Raw genomic sequence first — 20,293 nt, 5'->3', positions numbered from 1 at the left:
TTCACTGCGCCGGGGTGTGGGCGCCGGTCATGAGGGCCGCGAGGTCCTCCGGGGCGAGGAACGACGGGGGCGGCGGCGGACCCCAGGCGTAGAGACCCTTGGCGCCCTCGAAGACACCGGGCTTCCACAGGGCGTCGTCGACGATGCAGTCGAGGTCGGAGTAGTACTCGGAGAAGGTCCCGGCCGGATCCTTCAGGTACCAGAAGAAGTTGGAGCCGATGTGATGGCGGCCCAGACCCCAGGTGTGGCGGTCGGGGTCCGCCTCCAGCATGGCGGTGGCGCCCCGGCCGATCTCGTCCACGTCGTCGACCTGCCACGAGGTGTGGTGGAGGAAGGCGACGGGCGCCTGCTGCACGAGCACGTTGTGGTGGTCGGTGGAGCAGCGCATGAAGGCGGCGAGGCCCTTGACGGTGTCGCTGACCTTGAAGCCGATCCCCTCCAGGAAGAAGCGCTGGGAGGCCTCCTGGTCCGTGGAGCCGAGGACCACATGGCCGAGCTTGCGCGGCCGGACGGGCACCTCGCGCAGGATGCCGGGGGCGCGTTCACCTTGGCGGACGGCGGCGCCCGGGGTGTTGTACGGGGCGGCAGGCGGCGGGGTCTGCCGAAGTCGCGGCGCTGTCTCCACCCGTACGAGGACTTCGGTGCCCGGGTCGACGGCGCTGACGCTGCCCGCCGTACGGTGCACCGGCACGTCCAGCCGGGCGAGCGCGGCGGCGACCCGGTCCAGGTCGTCGGGGTCGTCGGCGCCCACGCCGAGTTCGACCAGGCGGCGGCGCGGTGTGTGCACGATGCGCAGCTGCTCGCCGCCGTCGGCGGTCGACAGGACGTGCCCGGAACCGGCGGCGGCCGTCTGCGGGGCGGCGGGACGGGAGCCGTCGGCGGGGGAGGCGCCGGGGGTGAGGCCGAAGTCGGTGTAGTAGGCGGCCGTCTGCTCGACGTTCGGGACGCCCATGACGATCTGGGTCAGTCGGTGCAGGGACATGGTTGCGGCTCTCTTTCGGGTCGGCGAAGCGGAGCGGGGAGGTCGGGCTTGTGAGGGAAGGGCGGCCCCGAGCGGGAAAGGCGGCCCCGCGGGCAGCTGTCAGGCCGCGAGCATCCGGGTGCGCAAAGTGCCGATGCCTTCGATCCAGGTCTCCAGCACGTCCCCGGGCGCGAGGAACTTCTGCGGGGTGCGGGCGCCGCCCACCCCGGCCGGGGTGCCGGTGAAGACGAGGTCGCCGGGGAGCAGGGGGCAGACGGCCGACAGCCGGGTGATGAGTTCGGGGACGTCGAAGACCATCGCGGAGGTCCGGCTCTTCTGAAGGATCCCGCCGCCTTCGAGCCGGCAGCCGATTTCCAGGTCGCCGGGGTCGGCGAACTCGTCGGTGGTGACGAGCTCCGGGCCGGTCGGGGCGAAGCCCGGGTAGGACTTGCCCAGGGAGAACTGCGGTGCGGGGCCCGTCAGTTGCAGGCGGCGCTCCGAGAGGTCCTGGCCGACGGTCAGCCCGGCGACGTGCGACCAGGCCGTCTCGCGGGTGGCGCGGTGGCAGGGGCGGCCGATGACCACCACGAGTTCGGCCTCCCAGTCCACGAGCCCGTCGGGGAGGGGGACCGCCGCGTCGTGGCCGGTCAGGGAGGTCGGGAACTTGGTGAAGACGGCCGGTTCCGACGGCACCCCGAGGTTCGACTCCGCGATGTGGTCCCGGTAGTTGAGGCCGATCGCGAAGATCTGGGCGGGCCGGGGCACCGGCGGACCCCACACCGCGCCCGGCTCCGTGCCGACCAGGGGCGCGTCCACCGCGCCGGGCGACGCGAGGAACTCCCGCGCCCAGGACGAGAACGCCTCCCAGTCGCCCAGCGCGCCCTGCGCGTCGGGACCGAAGCGGCCGTCACCCGCCCGCGCCGCGTCGATGTAGCCCCGAGGGCCCTTGATGGCCAGCCGTCCGTCGATGTTCGCCAGGCGCATGGTCGTCCTCCGTGTCGTTGTCGTTTCGGCGCAGTCTTCGCGCAAAATATCGCTGAGGCAAGAAAATAACGATAATTAATGAAGTTGTCGTTCGGCTGCTACGCTCTGCGGCCATGGCTGGTGAGAAGGCGACGAAGGCGGCGAAAGCGACGAGGGGTGGCATCGTCCACGCCCAGATCCGTGAGGAGATCTTCCAAGGGCTCCTCGCGCCCGGACAGCGGCTGCGCCTCGTCGAACTGGCCGAACGCTTCTCGGTGAGTCAGTCGGTCGTCCGCGAGGCCCTGACCCGCCTGTCGGAGCAGGGCCTCGTGCGGGCCGCTCCCCAGCAGGGCTTCAGCGTGGTCACGGTCTCCCGGCACGACCTCGACGAGCTGACCGAGGCCCGCATCGAGATCGAGACCCTGGTCCTGCGCCGGGCGATGGAACGCGGCGACCTCGCGTGGGAAGCCGCCGTGGTCGCCGCCCACCACCACCTGGCGGGCATCGACGCCGTACGGCCGGACGGCACCGTGGACAGCGAGTGGTTCACGGTCCACGAGCACTTCCACCAGACGCTCCTCGCCGCGTGCGGCAACGCCCGGCTGCTGGCCGCCGCCACCACCCTGCGGGACGCGGCCACCCTCTACCGGCGCTGGTCGCGGCCCGTGGGCCACGACACCGGGCGCGATGTGGCGGCCGAGCACCAGGAGATCGTCGACGCCGTGCTGCGCCGGGACGCCGACGCCGCGGCCGGACTGCTCGCCCGGCACATCGACCGCACGTCCGACGCGTTGCGCGCGGTCATCGACGAGGACCCCGCCACGACGGCGTAGCCCGGTCCGGCCGGCCCCGGCGGGACCTGCCGCACGGGTGCATGCTGGTCCCACGACGGCAAGGACGGTGCCATGACGGATCACCGGGACGAGATTCCCTCCGACTGGGTCCTCCGGCTCGCGCCCGGCCCCGCGGACCCACCGCCTCCGCCGCCCGCCAGCTCGGCCCGGAGCATCGCGGAGGCGACGGACCGGCTCGGCCCCGGGCCCGTGGCCTGGGCCGTCGCCGTCGGCCACGAGCTGGCCCGGGTCATCACCCGCGAGGTCCCCGAACTGGGCGGCGGACCGGCCCCGTTCGCAACCCTCCGGATGGGCACCGAGGCCGCGACCCTGCACACGCTGCTCCTGCTGGTCGACCCCGATCCCGACCCCGGGACCGGCCGCCGGATCCCCGAGGAATCCCTGCTGGGAGACCGCGAGTTCGCCCGCCGCCGGCTCGGCCTGGACAACGTGCTGCGCGGCATCCGCGTCGCCCACGCGGTTCTGGCGCGCGCCCTCACCGACGCCTGCCAGGAACTCGCGGCCCCGGCCGAACGGGCCGATGAGTTCCGCCGGCTCTTCGACCTTCTCCTCACCTTCATGGACGCGTTCTCCTCCCGGATGACCGCGGAGTACTCCGCCGAGCACGACCGGTGGGTCACCAGCGGCGCGGCGGCCCGGGAGGAGACCGTCCGCACGATCCTGGACGGGCGCCCGGTACGGGAGGAGGCCGCGGCCGACCTGCTCGCCTACCGGCTGGAGGGCCGCCACCTGGCGGTCGTCGTCTGGTGCGAGAGCCCGACGGCGGACACCACGGGCGATCTCCAGCGGGCGGCGGCGGACCTGCTCCACCTGCGCGGCTGCACCGCGACGCTGCTGGTGCCCGTCGGCCGGACCACGGTCTGGGCGTGGGGCGACGTGCATGCCGCCCCCGCCGACGTACACCCGACGGACCCCGGGCCCGCCGGTGCGACGTACCCGGAGGGCATCGCGACCTACCCGGAGGGAATCCGGTTCGCCTTCGGCTCGGTGCGCCAGGGGGTGGCCGGGTTCCGCCGGTCGCACGAGGACGCCCAGCACGTGGTCAGGGTCGTGCAGCTCAACCCCCTGGGCACCGGACCGGCCGTCGACTACGCCGAGGTCGAGCTGGCGGCCCTGCTCTCCGCCGACCTGCCCGCCCTGCGCCGCTTCGTCCACGACGAGCTGGGCGCCCTGGCGGCGGACACCCGGCAGGCGGACCAGTTGCGCCGGACCCTGCGCCTCTACCTGCGCAACGAACGCGGCCTGACCGTCACCGCGACCCAGCTGCACGTGGCCCGCAACACCGTGACCTATCGCGTCAAGCGCGCCCAGGAACTGCTCGGCCACGATGTGACCGGCCGGCTGCCCGAGGTGATGGCGGCCCTCGAAGCGGCCCGGACCCTCGGTTCCGCTGTGCTTCCCACGGATGCGGACGGCTCGCACGGCGCCTCTCCTCCTTCCTCTTCTTCCCGTCGCTCCTGACCCCGGACCGCCCACCGGCCCGACGGCCCGTCAGATCAGCGGGGTGACCTGCTCCTCGACGCCCAGCAGCGCCCGCCCGTACAGCTCGCCCGCGATGGCCGGGTTGATCACCGCGTGCCGGCTGCCGGTCTCCTGGTCCCGCCAGATCCGCTGGAGCGGGTTGGCCTCCGCGAAGCTCCCCGCCCCCTGGACGCTGAGCAGCAGATCCAGGGCCTCCCGGGAGCGGCGGGCCACATAACCGGTGTCCATCCGCACCCGCGCCCGGGTCCCGAAGGGCATGTACGCCTCCGAGGCCGCCCAGGTGTCGATGTCCTCGGCCGCCCGCATGAGGTGCAGCCGGGCGGTGTCGACCAGCTGCGCCGCCTCCGCCAGCTGGATCTGCGTCGAGGGAGCCTCGTCGGCGCGCTCGTAGAACGTGTACGAGATGCCCCGGCCCTTGGCCAGCGAGGCGGTGACCACGTCCATCCCCGCCTGCGCCAGGCCCACTTGAGGGCCGGCCAGAACCAGCGCCAGCACCGGGACGAGGGCCGAACGGTAGAGCGTCTCGTCCTTGTGCTCGGTGGGGTAGTCGCCCTGGACGGCCCGGGTGACCGACAGGACGCGGTGCTCGGGTACGAAGACCTCGTCGGCGACGAGCGTGTTGCTGCCGGTGCCGCGCATCCCGGCCACGTACCAGGTGTCCTCGACGGTCAGTTCGCGCATCGGGATCAGCGCGGCGCCCTGGTCGGTCTGGCGCCCGGAGGCGTCCACGACGGGGATCCCGAGCGAGGCCCACTGGGCGTGGTGGCTGCCGGAGGCGAAGCCCCAGCGGCCGGTGACGACCAGTCCGCCGTCGACGGCGCGGGTGGTGGCGCTGGGAGCGAGCACCCCGCAGACCCGGGCGTCGGGGTTCTCGCCCCAGACCTCCTGCTGCACCCGGTCGGGGTAGAGGCCGACCATCCAGTTGCAGACGTTGATCAGGGTGGCGACCCAGGCGGTGGAGCCGCAGCCGCGGGCGAGTTCGGACGTGACGTCCAGGAAGGTCCGGAAGTCCGCCTCGTGTCCGCCGAGGCGCCTCGGCACGGTCAGCCGGAACAGCCCGGCCTCGGTCAGGGCCGCGATGTTCTCCTCGGCGATCCTGCGGTCGGCCTCCGTACGGGCGGCGTTCGCCCGCAGCGCGGGGACCAGTGCCGCCGCACGTTCCTTGAGTTCTGCGGCCGGGACTGCGGCCTGCTGCGGGACGTCGGTGCTCGTGGTCATGGTGTCCTCCGGCGGTTCGCGGCTCGGATGGCGTACCTCGTACGACGAGGAGCCAGTACCGGGATTCCACGCCGGGGCGGCCCCGCTGTCCTGTGTCCCGGACCGCAGAGTCGGCCGCGCGTTTTGGGCTGCCGGACCAGTCGGGCCACGGCTTGGGCCCGGGGACCAGGGCGGGGCGCCGGAGTTGGCCGCCCGGACCAATGCCCCGCGGAGACGATCGTGGATTCACTGGGACGCATCCCGCGCCGCCGACGCCGCGTACCGCCCCGGGCGTCGTACGGTCCGGCTCCCGCACCTCTGGAGGTCGCTGTGCCCGCACCCGCATCCGCCCCCGCCGCCACCGGTCTGCCCGCCACCACGGCCGACCCCGCGGTCTTCCGCCGCGTGCTCGGCCATGTGCCGACCTCGGTGTGCGTGGTGACCGCCACGACACCGCAGGGTCCGGTGGGCGTCACGGTCGGCAGTTTCACCTCCGTCTCCCTCGAACCCCCGCTGGTGGTCTTCTACGCCGGCCGGCACTCGGCCAGCGCCGCGGCGGTCGTGGCCGCCGGGCGCTTCTGCGTGAACGTGCTGGCCGAGGACCAGCAGCAGGTGTGCACCGCCTTCGCCGGACCCGCCGCGGACCGGTTCGCCACGGGAGACTGGGACCATGCCCCCGGCACGCCGCCCCGCCTGGGCGCGGCCGCCGCCTGGATCACCTGCGATGTCGAGGAGAGCTTTCCCGCCGGTGACCACCTGGCGGTCATGGGCCGGGTACGGAGCCTGGCCGCGGCCGACGCGCGCAAACCGCTGATCTTCCACCGAGGCCGGCTGGTCCGGCTGGATCGCGCCTGCGGTGTGGACGTGCCGTCCCACCCTTTCGGCTGGTGGGACATCTGAGGCCTCCGACCAGCCCCAACAGCGTCCACCGGCCAATGCCAGCCCCCGCTGGCCCCCGCCGGCCCCCATCGGCCTTCGCCCGGCGCTTTCGGCGGAGCCTCAGCCGGGCGGCCGGACCCCGTCCGCCGAGAGCTGACGTGAGACGGCCCGCGCCGCGGCCCGTACGGCCGGACCGTACCCCGCGTCGGCGAAACCCGTACGGGGCGCCACCACCGACAGCGCCGCCACCACCCCCTCGCCGTCCCGTACGGGCGCGGCCGCGGTGCTCATCCGCCAGGGGTGGTTCTGGTGGGCGACCGCGAAGTCGCCGTGCCGCACCTCCGCGAGCATGCGGCGCAGGTCGGCGGGGGAGCGGAGGGAGTCGTCGCCCCGCCCCGGTACGTAGGCGTCGATGACCGAGTCCTGGAGGGCCGGCGGGGCGAAGGCCAGCAGCACCAGCCCCACGCCTGTCGAGGCCAGCGGCAGCCGCCCGCCGACCCGGTAGCGGACCGGGCTCGCGTCCAGGGCGGACAGCCTCTCCACGAGAAGCGCCTCCCCCTGGTCCAGCACCGCGAGCAGCACATGCTGACGTGTCACCTGGAAGAGGTCCTCCATGAACGGCATCGCCACCGACCGCAGACCGTGACCGCGCGGCGCCAGGGAGGCGATCTCCAGCAGCCGCAGCCCGACTGTGTACCGGCCGTCGTCCAGGCGCTCCAGCGCACCGGTGTCCACGAGCGCCCGGGCGAGCCGCAGAGCGCTGCTGCGGGGGATGTCGCTGCGGTGGGCGAGATCGGCCAGGGTCAGCACACGATGGTCGCTGTCGAAGGCGTTGAGCAGGGCGAACGCCCGCTCGATCACCGGCTGCCCCTCGGCCGGCCTGCCTCCGCGCCGGGGCCGGGGCGCGTCATCCGAAGTCCGCGTTTCATTCATCGGCATCACCGATGCCATCCTACGGCCGCCGTTCCTACGGTGGCCTCGATACGGACCAGTCAGCAGGAGGCACTCATGGCACCCACCGGGCTCATCGACATCCACGCCCACTTCGTCACCGACGGCTATGTCGCGGCGGCGCGATCCGCCGGCATCGAGCACCCCGACGGCATGCCCGGCTGGCCCGACTGGAGCGCCGAGCGGCACCTCCGCCTGATGGAGCGCGGGGGCATCGAGAAGTCCTACCTCTCCGTGTCCTCCCCGGGCGTCCACTTCGGCGACGACGAGGCGGGCCGCGCCCTGGCGCGCGAGGTCAACGAGTTCGGGGCCCGGGTGCGTACCGAACACCCCACGAGGTTCGGCCACTTCGCCTCCCTCCCGCTGCCCGATGTCGACGGCTCGCTCGCCGAGGCCGCGTACGCGCTCGACGTGCTCGGCGCGGACGGGGTGACGGTGGAGACCAACCACCACGGCCGCTACCTCGGCGACGAACGGTACGAACCGCTGTGGGAGGAGCTGGACCGCCGCGGCGCCGTCGTCTTCGTCCACCCGACCTCGCCGCCGCACGCCGGGGCGATCTCGCTGGGCCGGCCGCGCCCGATGCTGGAGTTCCTCTTCGACACCGCCCGCACCGCGAGCGACCTGCTCCTGCGGGGCGTTCTCGCACGTCACCGGCGGATCCGCTGGGTCCTCACCCACGGCGGCGGGGCCCTGCCGCTCCTCGCCGACCGCCTGGAGCTCTTCCGCTCCCTGCTCGGCGGCGACGGGCCGGCGGACGGGCCGGGCGCGGTCGAGGAGCTGGGCCGCCTCTGGTACGACATGGCCGGGACGCCCTTCCCGCGCCAGATCCCGGCCTTCGACGCGGCCTTCGGCACCGAACGCCTCCTGTACGGCAGCGACCACTGCTGGACACCCGCCGAAGCGGTCCTCGCGCAGATCGCCTCCGTCGATGCCGCGGAGCAGCCGGCCGCCGCCGGCACCTGGCGGGAACTCACCACACGTAACGCAAACCGCCTGTTCACCGAGGACGAGCGGTGACGCGCCGAGAACCGAACCGAAACCGCCGAACCGACGCCGCCGAACCGATACCCGGACCGCTGCCTGAACCGATGTCCGACCCGCTGCCTGCACGGATGCTCGCCCCGGCATCCGCACCGACGCCCGAAGGAAGGACACCCGTGTCCGCGACCTCCGCACTCCTCCTGCGCTCCGCGACCGTCGTCAGCACCCGTGACGGCTCGCACAGCCCCGCCACCGACGTCCTCGTCCAGGACGGCGTCATCACCGCCGTCGGCCCCGGACTCACCCCGCCGGACGGGGCGCGGACGGTCGACGTCACCGGCCGCTACCTCGTCCCCGGGTACAACGACATGCACGCCCACCCCCTGGGCCGGGGCGGTGACGTCGCCGCCACCCTCGAACTCATGCTGGTCCACGGCATCACCGGCTACCGCCAGATGTCCGGCGACCTGGATCTCCTGAAGGCGCGCGCCTCCGGCGACCTGCGCTTCCCCGCCGCGTCCCCGGCCCTGCTCGCCATGCCCGGCCCCCTCCTGACGATGCTGAACACCGCCACCCCGGAGGAGACCGCGCGGACCGTACGCGACCAGGTCGCGGCCGGGGCCGACTTCGTGAAGTCCGCTGCGATGACCAAGGAGCGCTTCTTCGACGCACAGGCCGAGGCCCTGCGGCTCGGCGTGCCGATCGTCGGCCATCTGCCCGGCGGGATCGACGTCCTGCGCGCCTCCCGGCTCGGCATGAAGTCGATCGAACACTTCGGCTCCGGACTCGGCGTCCTCGCCTGCTGCTCCACCGATGAGCACGCCATCCAGCGGGCGGCGGGCCAAGGACAGCGGCTCAAGCTGCCGAAGATCAGGCTGCCGTTCCTGGGCGGAGTGGTGGACCGGGTCATGGGCGCGGTCATGCGGCGGATCGTGCTCAACCCCGTCAACCTCAACAAGCCCGAGGACGTCGCCCTGGTCGACCGGGCCGTACGGACGTACGACGAGGAGCGTACGCGGGAACTCGCCGAGCACTTCGTGGCCGACGGCACCTGGCACGTCCCCACCCTCATCCGGCAGAGGACCAGCAAGCTCTGCGACGACCCGGCCTTCCCCGCCGATCCCGACCTCCGCTACATCTCGCGCGCCACGCTGAAGACCTGGAACGGCGCGGTCGCCACCTTCCGGAAGAAGTTCGGCCCCGAGCAGCGTGCCACCTTCGCCGCCTCCCACCGGTACGAGTACGACATGGTCCGCGTCTTCGACGAGGCGGGCGTCGGCATGCTCGTCGGCACCGACTCCTCCGGCGCCGTCTGGGTCGTCCCCGGCGCCGCGCTCCACGACGAGATCGACCTGCTCGCCGAAGCCGGGGTCCCGCCGCTGCGGCTGCTGCGGATGCTCACTCTGTCCGCCGCCGAGTTCCTCGGCACCACGGACTCGATGGGCACCGTCGAGCCGGGCCGGAACGCCGACCTGGTCCTGCTGGCCGCCGACCCCGTCGAGGACGCCGCCCATCTGCACGGCGTCGTCGGCGTGGTCCGCGCCGGTACGTACCACTCGGAGCGGGACCTGACGGCCGCCAAGGACCGGCTCGCCGCGGCACGGGCCGTCGACTGACCCCGCCCCGATCCCCCGACCGACGCCCCCCCCCCGCGAGGAGAAAACCCATGACTGACATCGACGCCATCACCCAGACGGTCCTGCGTGAACGCCAAGGACGCGACCGCGGCTGGTGGGACGAGATGAGGGCCTGCTACTGGCCCGACTCGACCGTCTCCCTCAGCTGGTACCAAGGGGACGGCCCGGGGTTCGTCGACGCCTCCGAGGCCATGGCCGGCCGCGGCGACGTCAGCGTTCACCGGCTCTCACCGCCCGCCGTACGCATCGAGGGCGACCGGGCCTTCGCCGAGATGCCCGCCGCCATCGAGGTGCGGACCATCATTGACGGGGTCACCGCGGACCTGACCTCTCGCACCCGCGTCCTCTACCGCCTGGAGCGCCGCGACGGCCGCTGGGGCATCGTCGCGCTCGACTGCGTGTACGAGCGCGACACCCTCGCCCCTGCGGTGCCCGGCGAGCCCCTCACCGTCCGCCCGGCGGACCTCGCCCCCTACCGGGCGTCGTACGCGGTCCTCGCCTGGCATCTGGACCGGCGCGGGTACAGGGTCGGGGACGACCTGCTCGGCGACGACCGGCCCGAGCGGACGGCGGCCTTCTACGCGGAGACGTGGGAATGGCTCCGGGGGAGCGGCGGGGCTGCCTGAGAGCATCCGGCCGCGTCCCGGGAGCGCACCGCCGGGACCCCGGGTAACGTCGGACGCGGCTGAGGAAAAGGTGTGGCCATGACGCAGGATCGCGGGGAGCAGACGTTTCAGCGGATCGTCCAGGCCGCCGGAATCGTGATCGACCGGGACGGCTACGCCGGTGCCACGACCCCGGCGATCCTCCGGCTGGCCAATGTCTCCCGCAGCGGCTTCTACCACCATTTCGCGTCGAAGGAAGACCTCGGCGACGAGATCCTGGCCCGCCAGCACACGTACTTCCAGCAGGTCTCCGACCAGATGGCGGCGGGCCCGGCCCCGGAGCTCTGGCTCCAGGCCCTGGTGGACATCAGCCACCACTACACCGCCGGCCTCCTGGAGGACCCCGTCCTGCGGGCCGCCGTGCGCCTGTCGATCGAGCCGGGCCCGTACCAGACCGCCGAGAGCTACGCGGGTTCGCTGGGCGCCGTCACCGCCGCCCTCGAATCCGCGCGCGAGGCGGAGGAGCTCCAGGACCACGTGGAGCCCGTGGAGGCCGCGCGGACACTCGTCGGCTGCTACAGCGGCGTACAGATGCTGTCCCTCGCCCTGGCGGAGCGGGACGCCCTGCACCAGCAGGTCAGCGCCATGTGGGCCCTCGTCATGCCCGGCATCGCCCGTCCGGAGGTCTTCGCCCGCTTGCGTCTGGGGCCGCCGCGCTCCATGGGGTCGTCCCCGCCACGCTGAGCTCGCGGTCGCCTCACCAACACCGCCTCCGCCGCCGTTGTCCCCCAGTCCCCACCGCCGACCACCCCGTGGACCGACCTGGAAGTCGCTCAACGGGGAGTGGGGGTTCCTCCGGCGACACCGCGTCCACCGACGGAGCCCGCCAGGACGCCTCCTACCGTACGGTCGCCGGGCGGGCCGACCCCGCTGCTACTCCTCCGAGTCCGTCAACGCCCCGGGCCGCTACCTGCGACACGCCGACAGCACCTGGTCGCCGGCCGCACCGTGGGCACCCTGACAGGCTGAGTCCGAGGGTCCGCCAGGATCTAGGCCGCCCAGTGGGACGGGTGGTTCAGCTCCTGGGGGACCTTCGTGCGGGCGTCGCCCCGCGCGGCGTTCAGCTGGGCCTGGGTGAGGAACAGCGCACCGCGCAGATCCGCCCCGCGCAGATCGGTGTCCCGCATGTCCGCGCCGATCAGGTCGGCGTCGCGCAGATCGGAGCCGGACAGGTCGGCCGCGACGAGAAGGGCGCCGCGCAGGCTGGCACCGCGCAGCTTCGCGCCGCGCAGCCGGGAGCCCATGAGATCGGCGCCCCGGTGGTCCTTCTTCCGCCCCGGGACCGCCGCCCGGACCAGCTCGCTGGCCCGCAGCAGCAGCGGGTTCACCTCGCCGCGCAGCGCGTCCGCGTCGGCGGCGAGCAGGGTCTCGACCGGGTCGTGAGTGAGGGCGTCCAGCCGCTCGTAGGCGCGACGCAGCTCGGGGTGCACGGGCCCGGCCGCGGGCAGATCCAAGGCCTGCGCGAGGTACTTCAACAGCTCGTGGAGCCGGCGTACGACGGGGAAGACCTCGTACATCGCGCGAGCCGAACCCGGCTCCTCGCGCCAGCTGACGCCCTTGAAGGTGACCTGGGAGACCTTCTGGCCCGCCCCGAAGCAGTCGAACACCGTGCAGCCGTTGTACCCCGTGTCGCGCAGCCGCTGGTGGATGCCGCAGCGGAAGTCCTCCTGGAGGTTGCCGCAGGGCGTGCCGGCGGACTTGTTCACCGGGAAGTCCGACGACCGCGAGAAGGGCAGCGCCACGCAGCACAGCCCGAAGCAGCTCCCGCAGTCGGCGTGCAGGTCGGGCTGGGCGGCGTACGAGGTGCGCTCGGACAAGACGGTGACTCCTGGCGGCGTGCGGGCGGGCAGCGGTGTGCCCGGCTGGACGCCCCATTGTCCCGCGTGTGTGGAGTACGCACGTGGGAGGGAAGTCGGTCAGCTCTCCGGACGCAGGAGCCCGCGCTCGTAAGCCTTCACCAGCCGCTGCGGCACGTGGTGGACGGTTCCGTCGATCGTGACGGGGACGAGCTGAGGCGTTGTCGCCTTCCACTGGGCGCGACGGTGACGGGTGTTGCTGCGGGACATCTTCCGCTTGGGGACTGCCATGAGGAACCACCTTTGTCGTTGACCTCGAACGCTATATGAAAACGATAGTCAACACCAAATGGTGGCCGGGGTCAGGCCAACACCCCGTCGACCGAAGCGGGTACGCCGTACGGGCGCAGAACCATCAGCGAGTCCTCCAGGGTCGCGACCATGGCGAAGGGGAACCGGTCGACTTCGAGGCAGAGGGCGACGTCGTCGCGGTGGGATCCTTCGCGGACGCCCTCCGTCAGTTCGGCGGCGGCGCGCGACTGCGCGGCGCGGTGCACGAACGGGCTCGCGTCCGCCCCGGTTCCGGCGGCCCTGTCCGCGATGTACTGGGCGCACGCCAGGTCCTCCTCGGCGCGCCCGTCCTCGCCGGTGACCACGAACGTGACGGCGTCGCCACCGCGTTGGCGCAGGAGCTCCGCCGTCGCCTCCGCGACCACGAAGCCGGCGCACAGCACCAACGACGCTTCCTTGACGGCGAGGGCGCCCACCGTTCCCGCCGTGGTCTTCTGCACGACGGTACGTCCGCCGAGGTAGGCGGAGCGCAGCTGCCCCGGTGAGTTGACGGCGTCGAAGCCGGGCGCGGGCGCGCCGTCCTTGAGCGCCACCCAGTCCGGGTGACGCGCCTTGAGCGCCAGGGCGTCGTCGAGCGACTCGGCGAGGACGATCTTCTCCGCCCCCCGGGCGAAGGCCCAGGCGGCCACGGTGTAGGCGCGCATGACGTCGATCACGACCGCCACGGACGGTGTTTCGGTGAGCTCGGGGATGCCGAGGAAACGAGTCTCCATCCGGTCATGATCGAGTACGCCCGTCCCGCGACACCCGGCTTCGTGACCCACTTCACACCGGCAGGTCCGCCCGCCACGGTTCCCTCGATCGGACACATTGGCCCAGTCCGAACTGGCTGGGAGTGGACGAGGGGGATGCCATGCCGGGCTGAGCCAGGAGGCGGCTGCGTCACGGGCTGGGATCAGCGCCCGAGCGCTGCGCGACATCGAACGCGCCCGGGCCCTGCGGCGCCCCGGGCGTACACCCTGCGGAGCCTGGCCGGCCCGGTACCGTGCACGTGTCCGCGACCTCGAACTCCACGCCCTGCTCCCAGGGTTCGAAGTCGGCCACCGTCCTCGGCTCGGTGGTGGTCATGCGCCCACGCCGACGGCCTCCCCACAGGATTTCCGTGGGGAGGCCGCCCCGCTCGTGCGTCAGGCGTCCCGGCGCAGCTCCAGCGTGCAGCACTTCACGCTGCCGCCCGCCTTGAGGAGCTCCGAGAGGTCCACGCCGATCGGGTTGAACCCGCGCTCACGCAGCTGCCCGGCCAACTCCGTCGCGTTCTGCGGCAGAACCACGTTGTACCCGTCCGACGTCGCGTTCAGCCCGAACACCTCGGCGTCGGCGGCGGTGGCCAGGAGGGCGTCCGGGAACAGCCGCTCCAGGACCGCCCGGCTGCCGGGGGAGAAGGCCGCCGGGTAGTAGGCGACCGTTTTCTCGTCGAGCACGGACAGGGCGGTGTCCAGGTGGTAGTAGTCGGGGTCGACGAGGGTCAGCCCGATCACCGGGCGTCCGAAGTACTCCTGCGCCTCGTCGTGCGAGCGGGGGTCGCTGCGGAAGCCGGTGCCCGCCAGCAGCCAGTCGCCCGCCAGGAGATAGTCGCCCTCTCCCTCGTTGACGAAGGCGGCCGTGCGCAGCTCCGGAAAGCCGTTGTCGCGCAGCCAGTTGTGGTAGGCGGGGCCCTCGGCGATGCGCTCGGCGTCGCGGAACCGGGCCACGAGGGCCCGCCCGTCGACGACCGTGGCGCCGTTGGCGGCGAAGACCATGTCGGGGAGGGAGGGGACGGGGTCGATCGTGTCGACGGTGTGCCCGAGGCTCAGGTAGACCTCGCGCAGCCGCTCCCACTGGGCGATGGCCAGCGGAGTGTCGACGGGCTTCGTCGGGTCCATCCACGGGTTGATGGAGTAGACCACGTCGAAGTAGGTGGGCCGGCACATGAGGTAGTGCCGGGCACGTGCGGTACGCATAAGGGGTAGGTCCCGATCGTCAGGGGCGGCCGGTGAGATATCCGCCCATCGAGGTGAAGTACTCGGTCGCGGGCAGCTCGCGGCCGTCTTCGGTCCGTACGCGGGTGATCGCCAGGCCGCGGTTGCGGCCGAAGCGGGCGTCGGCTCCGGCGACGATCACGACGCCGTCGCCCTCGCGGTAGAAGACGCGGCCCGGGGTGCCGCCGTAGCGGCCCTCGGACACGACCGCCGAGACGACTTCGATCCGCCGCCCCCGGTGGTACGTGAAGGCGGCCGGGTACGGGGCCGACTGGGCGCGGACCAGGCGCTCCAGGTCCTCGGCCGGCCAGTTCCAGTCGATGCGGATGTCCTCCTCGGCGCGCTTGTGGAAGAAGCTCGCCTTCGACCGGTCCTGCGGGGTGAACTCCTTCTGCCCGGAGGCGATCAGCCCGAGGGCCTCGACCGTGACCGGCGCGATCAGATCGACCGTACGGTGGAAGAGGTCGGTCGCGGTGTCCGTCGGTCCCACGGGCACCGCCCGCTGGACGACGATGTCACCGGCGTCCAGCTCCTCGTCCATCATGTGGGCCGTGACGCCGACCTCCGGCTCGCCGTTGATGAGCGCCCAGATCAGCGGCGAGAATCCGGCGTAGGCGGGCAGCAGCGAGTCATGGATGTTGAGCGTGCCGTGGACCGGCAGGGTGAAGATCTCCGGCGGCATCCACGTCCGCCAGTTGTTGGCCACGATGATGTCCGGGGCCACTTCCCGCAGCTGGTCCACGAGTTCGGCGTCCGGCCGGTTGCGGATGATCACGGGAACGCCGTGCTTCTCCGCGAGATCGGCGACCGAATCGCTCCAGATCTTCTCGTAGGCGTGCTCGCTCCGGGGATGGGTCACCACGGTCACCACGTCGTGCTCGGAGTCCAGCAGGGCTTGCAGGGTGCGATGGCCCCAGGTCTGGTATCCGAACATGACGACCCGCATGAAGGTGCCTCCTTGGAGAGCGATAACCGGCGCTTCAGTAAAGCAAGGCTTACCTAAGATCACAACGCCCCATGATTCACAGGGAGGTTGGCAGCCGATGACGGCCGGAAACACACCCTGACGTCGACAGGAAGGAACGGGCGGGTTAACTTGACCCGGCCCGCTCTCCGGCCGCGCGCCGTGGGTCCGAACGCGACGGGGAGGGATCTCCCATGCTCTGTACGAGGCTGACGAACGCGCGCTTCCTCACGATGGACCCCCGCCACCCCGTCGCCCACGACCTGGGGATCTGGCGGGGCCGGATCGTCGGCATGGACGACGCGGTGACCTCCCTGCCCGCCCGCGAGGTCGTCGACCTGGGCGGGGCGACCGTGCTGCCCGGCTTCATCGACAGCCATGTCCACCTAGCCTGGGCCGGGTTGAAGGCCGGTACGCCGAGCGTCGCCCCGTGCGAACGGATCGAGGACATCCTCGCCGTGGTGGACGCGGCGGCCCGGCGAGCCGCTCCGGCCGGTGCCTGGGTCGACGTGGTCGGATATGACCAGCGGGCCCTGGGCCGGCACCTGACCGCCGCCGAACTGGACCGGGTCAGCCACGGCCGCAAGGTCTTCCTGATGCACGACTCCGGGCACGCCTGCGTCGTCAACACGGCGGTGCTGGACCTGCTGCCGGACGGGACCCCGCACGAGAACGGCTTCCTCGCCGAGAGCGCCATGACCACCGCCCGCCGGCTGCGGCTCCCGTACTCCCAGGAAGAGCTGGCCGACGCGATCGAGCTCGCCGCCCGCGCCTGCCTGGACGAAGGGATCACCGCCTGCGCGGAGGCGGGCATCGGCGGCGGACTCCTCGGCCACAGCCCCGTCGAACTGGGCGCCTACCAACTCCTCCGCGACCGTGGCCGACTGCCCCTGCGGGTCCAGCTCATGGCCTCCGGCGACACCCTGCGCCCCCGCGCGGCACACACCGACGACGGGTTCACCCAGGCTCTGGATCTCGGCCTGCGGACCGGATTCGGCGACGACTGGCTGTCGCTCGGCGCGCTCAAGATCTACACCGACGGCGGGATGATGGCCCGTACGGCGGCGCTCACCTCCCCGTACGAGGGCACGAACGACAACGTCGGCCGCTTCCAGGACGACCCGGAACGCCTCGCCGCCCTCATCGTCGACGGCCACCTCGCCGGCTGGCAGCTCGCCGTCCACGCCATCGGCGACCGCGCCGCCGACCTCGCCCTGGACGCCCTGGAGCGGGCCCGGAAGCTGCGGCCCCGCCCGGACGCGCGCCACCGCATCGAGCACGCCGGGCTGATCCGCCCCGACCAGCTGCCCCGGTTCGCCGCGCTCGGCGTGAGCGCGGTGGTCCAGCCCAACTTCCTGCGCTACTTCGGCGACGACTACGCGACGGTGATGGGGGAGGAACGGGCCGGCTGGATGTACCGGGGGAGGGGCTTCCTGGACCACGGCGTCGCGCTCGTCGGCAGCTCGGACCGCCCCGTCACGGACGGCTCACCCCTGCGCGCGATCCAGTTCATGGTCGAACGCGCCTCCGTCTCGGGCCGTCTCGTCGGCCCGGACGAGGCCGTCACCGTCGACGAGGCGCTGCGCGCGTACACGGTCGCCGGCGCCCACGCCTGCCGCTGGGAGGACAGGGCGGGGACCCTCGCGCCGGGGATGCGCGCCGACCTGGTGGTGCTGGGCGACGACCCGCACCGCGTCGACCCCTCCCGGATCGGGGACATCGAGATCGTCCGGACCTTCGTGGACGGCCGGGACACCCGCGCCGCAGCGTGACGGCTACGCTCGACGCCATGCGTACGGAGAAGGCGGGGAGCGGGACGGACACCGCGTGGGTGACCGTCGTGTCGTACGAGAACCTGCCGGGCTGCCCGCGGCCCCCGGCGGCCCTCCGCGCTTGACTGCGTGACCGCGGTATCGACTGGATGCCCTTCGCCGGGGAGCGGATCCGCTGCGATCTGGCCTGCGGCATCGGCGCTGACGGGCACTGGCGCGGCCGGTACGCCGTCCGGGTCGACGCCGACGCGCTGCGCACCCTGGGCCTGCACCCCGATCAGCCCTCCTCCGTGATCACCGCGCCCTCGCCGCCGCGCTGGTGGCGCGCCGCCGCCGAGCGCAACGCCGAACGGCACCCCGGGGGCTGACGGCCCCTCCGCCCGCACCGCCTCCCAACTCGTGCTCTGCCGAGGTCCATTGAGGCCCATCACCCGATCGACGCGTGCCGCGCCGCGAGCGGGCGACAGAACAATGCGTCGCCCTTTTCGTGTTATTTAGGGTGAATCTGGGCATTGGCCCGTAGGTTGGGGACCGGGCGGCCGCAGTTCCGCCGGCCGCCCGGCACCCGCGCCGCAGGTCATGAACGAGGAAAGGCAGGGCAGGTGAACGTGCTGGGGATCATCGCCTCCGGTGTGGCCGCGCTGTTCATCACGGTCGCACTCGCCAAGAGTGCCCGCCGCATGGCGCTCCGCCCCCACGTCCCGGACGAACCGGGCGGGCGTGCGCCACGGGCCGAGGCGCTGCGCAGGACGGGCGGTGCGACGGCCGTGCTCGGCGTCGGCACGGCGACCGGCGTGGCTCTGTGGCTCGGCGCGGCGGGCGACGCGGCGAGCTCCGTCGCGGGGCTGCTCGCCGGGGCCGGGATCGTGGCGGCCCTCGGTCTCGTCCACGACCTGAAGCGGCTGCGGCCCGCCCTGCGCCTCGCCGCCCAGATCGCCGCCGCGATCCTCGTCGTCCACTTGGCCGGGCTCTCACCGGCGGCGGGCGTCCTGGCCGTGCTCTGGATCGTCCTCGTCACCAACGCGTTCGCCCTCCTCGACCACGCGGACGGGCTGCTCACCGCCGTCGGACTGGTCACCGCCGCCGGGCTGCTCGCGTGCGCCGCCGTCGGCGGGGACCCCGCTCTCGCGCTGCTCCCGGCGACCCTGGTCGCGGGCCTCGCCGGCTTCCTCCTCCACAACTGGCACCCCGCACGCCTCCGGCTCGGCGCGTCCGGTGCGCAGTTCACCGGATTCGCCCTGGCGGCCTCCGGCGCGCTGATCCAGGCGGCCGCCCCGTCGGGCCGCGCCGCGTGGGCCGCGCTGCCGGCCCTGGCCATGGTGGCCCTCGCCGACAGCGCCCTGGTCCTGATCTCCCGCCGCCGCGCGGCCCGTTCCCCGCTGCGCGACACGGACGACCACATCGCGCACCGCCTGCGCCGGGTCCGCGTCACCGTGCCGGGCGCCGCGGTGCTGACCGCGCTGTGGGCGGCGGTGCCCGTGGCCACCGGGACGCTGGTCCACGCGGAACTGCTGCACCCGGCGTTCCTCCTCCTGCCGCTGGCCGGTACGGCGGCGGCGGTGTTCGCCCTGCTGAGGATCCCGGCGTACGGTCCGCCCCGCACAGGCTCCTCCCGTACGACTCCGTCTCGTACGGCTTCGACCGGCGTGGCTCCGTCCGGTGCCGCCTCGTCCGGCGGGACTCCTCCCCGTACGACCCCGTCCGGCGCGACCCCGTCCCGTACGGCTGCCGCTCCGCGCACCGAGGCGTCCGCCACCGGTGCCGCGATCCCCGCCGCGGCCCCCGCGCCGGGCGCCGAGGGCTCGGCTTCCGGACAGGCCGCGCCCGCCAGCCCCTCCAGGACCGCCGCGGGACACCCCACCGTGCCGCCTCCGCCCACCGGCCGCCCCGCCGCCGAAGCCGCCACGGCCGCCGCCGAACGGGGCTGACGCCGCACGCCGCCCGATCACCCCCGCAGCCGCCCGAGCGTGGCGCGGGCCGCGGTGCGCGCGTACGGGGAGACCATCAGATACGGCGCCCACGGCCAGGTGTGCCGCAGGCAGTACACCCACCACTGGCGCGGCGGCAGCTCCCGCACGGAGGTGACCCGGCGCAGCGCCTCCCGGACGCCGATCCCCGGCTCCCGGCTCCCGGGAGCCGCCGGTCCGTCCACGCACGCGCCGGCGTGCCCCGGGGCGACGAACGCGGCCACCCCGGCCCGCCGCGCGCGCCGCCCGTGGTCGTAGTCGCCCATCCGGTGCCGGAAGACCTTGTCGGGGTCCCCGACGACGTCGTACACGGCACGGGGCACCAGCAGCACCCGCCCGTCGTACGTGTCGCAGCGCTCGGGCCGGTGCGCGCCGGGCTCGACGAGCGTCAGGGACCGGCCCCGCCGCCCGGAGTACACCGTGTCCCCGTACGCGTTCCGCACCGCGCCGACGACGACCGCGCCGGACCCGGCCGCTTCCGACGTACGCAGCAGCGTCGCGAGGGCGCCCGGGAACAGCTCCACACCGTCGTCGAGCCACAGCTGATGCGTCCACGCGTGGCTCGGGCCGCCCGGGGCGCCGCCGAGCGGGCCGCCGCCCCCGCCGCCGCTGCGGCTGTTCCGGCTCGCGATGCGCAGCGCCTGATTGCGGAGGACGTCCGCGCCCACCGACATGACCTCCACCGCCGGATGGCGCAGCCGGACCGCCTCCGGCGTACCGTCGGTACTGCCGGTGTCCACGAGATGCACACCCAGCGTCGTCCCGGCGGGGAGCCCGCGCTGCTCCTCCAGGGCGCGCAGCGCGGACAGCGTCCGCGCGCGGCGGTCGTGACTCGTCATCAGCACGGCCAGGTGGACGGGGTGCACAGCGGGCTCCTCAGCTCCTGAGTCCCATCATCAGCTCCTGAGTCTC

General features: G+C 73.2%; 20 protein-coding genes. 10 read left to right on the top strand and 10 right to left on the bottom strand.

All coding sequences use genetic code 11. The features are described from left to right. Position 1 precedes the first annotated feature (1 nt). Positions 2-982, bottom strand: coding sequence for a VOC family protein (locus A3Q37_RS00475; protein WP_065475866.1), 981 nt, complete (start codon positions 980-982; stop codon positions 2-4). 99 nt (positions 983-1,081) lie between these two features. Next, positions 1,082-1,945, bottom strand: a complete 864-nt coding sequence (locus A3Q37_RS00470; protein ID WP_065475862.1) for a fumarylacetoacetate hydrolase family protein — start codon at positions 1,943-1,945, stop codon at positions 1,082-1,084. A gap of 113 nt (positions 1,946-2,058) precedes the next feature. Here A3Q37_RS00470 and A3Q37_RS00465 point away from each other — a divergent pair, with 113 nt between their 5' ends. Together A3Q37_RS00465 and A3Q37_RS00460 are read left to right on the top strand one after the other, a co-directional pair. Then, the gene (locus A3Q37_RS00465; protein ID WP_065475858.1) at positions 2,059-2,757 is read left to right on the top strand and encodes a GntR family transcriptional regulator; all 699 of its coding nucleotides are present in this window, start codon (positions 2,059-2,061) and stop codon (positions 2,755-2,757) included. Positions 2,758-2,829: 72 nt separating this feature from the next. Then, entirely contained in the window at positions 2,830-4,239 is a 1,410-nt protein-coding gene (locus A3Q37_RS00460; RefSeq protein WP_065475855.1) for a CdaR family transcriptional regulator, read from the top strand. A 30-nt stretch (positions 4,240-4,269) separates the two neighbouring features. On the opposite strand, the gene A3Q37_RS00455 is transcribed toward A3Q37_RS00460, so the two are convergent. Continuing rightward, positions 4,270-5,478, bottom strand: coding sequence for an acyl-CoA dehydrogenase family protein (locus A3Q37_RS00455; RefSeq protein ID WP_065475849.1), 1,209 nt, complete (start codon positions 5,476-5,478; stop codon positions 4,270-4,272). Positions 5,479-5,787: 309 nt separating this feature from the next. On the opposite strand from A3Q37_RS00455, the gene A3Q37_RS00450 reads away from it, so the two are divergent. Next, a complete protein-coding gene (locus A3Q37_RS00450) occupies positions 5,788-6,357 on the top strand; it encodes a flavin reductase family protein (RefSeq protein ID WP_065475843.1) in 570 nt (189 codons plus the stop codon). A gap of 99 nt (positions 6,358-6,456) precedes the next feature. On the opposite strand, the gene A3Q37_RS00445 is transcribed toward A3Q37_RS00450, so the two are convergent. Beyond that, entirely contained in the window at positions 6,457-7,197 is a 741-nt protein-coding gene (locus tag A3Q37_RS00445) for an IclR family transcriptional regulator (RefSeq protein WP_255311685.1), read from the bottom strand. 147 nt (positions 7,198-7,344) lie between these two features. Between A3Q37_RS00445 and A3Q37_RS00440 the strand changes: the two genes are divergently transcribed. The 4 genes from A3Q37_RS00440 (at position 7,345) to A3Q37_RS00425 (ending at position 11,257) form a co-directional block, all read left to right on the top strand. Next, a complete protein-coding gene (locus A3Q37_RS00440; RefSeq protein ID WP_065475835.1) occupies positions 7,345-8,307 on the top strand; it encodes an amidohydrolase family protein in 963 nt (320 codons plus the stop codon). 140 nt (positions 8,308-8,447) lie between these two features. Further along, complete coding sequence (locus A3Q37_RS00435; protein ID WP_065475832.1) at positions 8,448-9,887, top strand: amidohydrolase family protein; 1,440 nt, start codon at positions 8,448-8,450, stop codon at positions 9,885-9,887. A 50-nt stretch (positions 9,888-9,937) separates the two neighbouring features. Beyond that, positions 9,938-10,534, top strand: coding sequence for a nuclear transport factor 2 family protein (locus A3Q37_RS00430; RefSeq protein WP_065475829.1), 597 nt, complete (start codon positions 9,938-9,940; stop codon positions 10,532-10,534). 78 nt (positions 10,535-10,612) lie between these two features. Further along, a complete protein-coding gene (locus A3Q37_RS00425) occupies positions 10,613-11,257 on the top strand; it encodes a ScbR family autoregulator-binding transcription factor (RefSeq protein ID WP_065475826.1) in 645 nt (214 codons plus the stop codon). 305 nt (positions 11,258-11,562) lie between these two features. Here A3Q37_RS00425 and A3Q37_RS00420 read toward each other — a convergent pair whose 3' ends face one another. From A3Q37_RS00420 to A3Q37_RS00395, 5 genes are all read right to left on the bottom strand, one after another. Next, positions 11,563-12,390 (bottom strand): pentapeptide repeat-containing protein, encoded by an 828-nt coding sequence (locus A3Q37_RS00420; protein WP_065475822.1) that lies wholly within the window; start codon positions 12,388-12,390, stop codon positions 11,563-11,565. 99 nt (positions 12,391-12,489) lie between these two features. Beyond that, positions 12,490-12,660 carry a 50S ribosomal protein L32 gene (gene rpmF / locus A3Q37_RS00415; protein WP_065475816.1) on the bottom strand — a complete coding sequence of 57 codons (171 nt, stop codon included), beginning with the start codon at positions 12,658-12,660 and terminating at the stop codon, positions 12,490-12,492. Between the two features lie 71 nt (positions 12,661-12,731). Next, positions 12,732-13,433, bottom strand: a complete 702-nt coding sequence (locus A3Q37_RS00410) for a 2-phosphosulfolactate phosphatase (protein ID WP_065475814.1) — start codon at positions 13,431-13,433, stop codon at positions 12,732-12,734. Positions 13,434-13,847: 414 nt separating this feature from the next. Beyond that, positions 13,848-14,660 (bottom strand): dimethylargininase, encoded by an 813-nt coding sequence (ddaH, locus tag A3Q37_RS00400; protein WP_065475808.1) that lies wholly within the window; start codon positions 14,658-14,660, stop codon positions 13,848-13,850. Positions 14,661-14,679: 19 nt separating this feature from the next. After that, positions 14,680-15,624 (bottom strand): methionyl-tRNA formyltransferase, encoded by a 945-nt coding sequence (locus A3Q37_RS00395; RefSeq protein ID WP_065475805.1) that lies wholly within the window; start codon positions 15,622-15,624, stop codon positions 14,680-14,682. A gap of 212 nt (positions 15,625-15,836) precedes the next feature. Here A3Q37_RS00395 and A3Q37_RS00390 point away from each other — a divergent pair, with 212 nt between their 5' ends. From A3Q37_RS00390 to A3Q37_RS00380, 3 genes are all read left to right on the top strand, one after another. After that, on the top strand, positions 15,837-17,414 hold the full coding sequence (locus A3Q37_RS00390) for an amidohydrolase (protein ID WP_065475797.1): 1,578 nt from the start codon (positions 15,837-15,839) through the stop codon (positions 17,412-17,414). Between the two features lie 149 nt (positions 17,415-17,563). Beyond that, the gene (locus A3Q37_RS00385; protein ID WP_065475794.1) at positions 17,564-17,782 is read left to right on the top strand and encodes a hypothetical protein; all 219 of its coding nucleotides are present in this window, start codon (positions 17,564-17,566) and stop codon (positions 17,780-17,782) included. 234 nt (positions 17,783-18,016) lie between these two features. Continuing rightward, a complete protein-coding gene (locus A3Q37_RS00380; protein WP_065475791.1) occupies positions 18,017-19,342 on the top strand; it encodes an MraY family glycosyltransferase in 1,326 nt (441 codons plus the stop codon). A gap of 17 nt (positions 19,343-19,359) precedes the next feature. Here A3Q37_RS00380 and A3Q37_RS00375 read toward each other — a convergent pair whose 3' ends face one another. Further along, the gene (locus A3Q37_RS00375; protein ID WP_065475787.1) at positions 19,360-20,247 is read right to left on the bottom strand and encodes a glycosyltransferase family 2 protein; all 888 of its coding nucleotides are present in this window, start codon (positions 20,245-20,247) and stop codon (positions 19,360-19,362) included. Between the last annotated feature and the right edge of the window lie 46 nt (positions 20,248-20,293).

This window comes from Streptomyces sp. PTY087I2 (assembly GCF_001687325.1).
Classification (GTDB): domain Bacteria; phylum Actinomycetota; class Actinomycetes; order Streptomycetales; family Streptomycetaceae; genus Streptomyces.
This window is presented reverse-complemented; position numbering and strand designations above follow the sequence as displayed.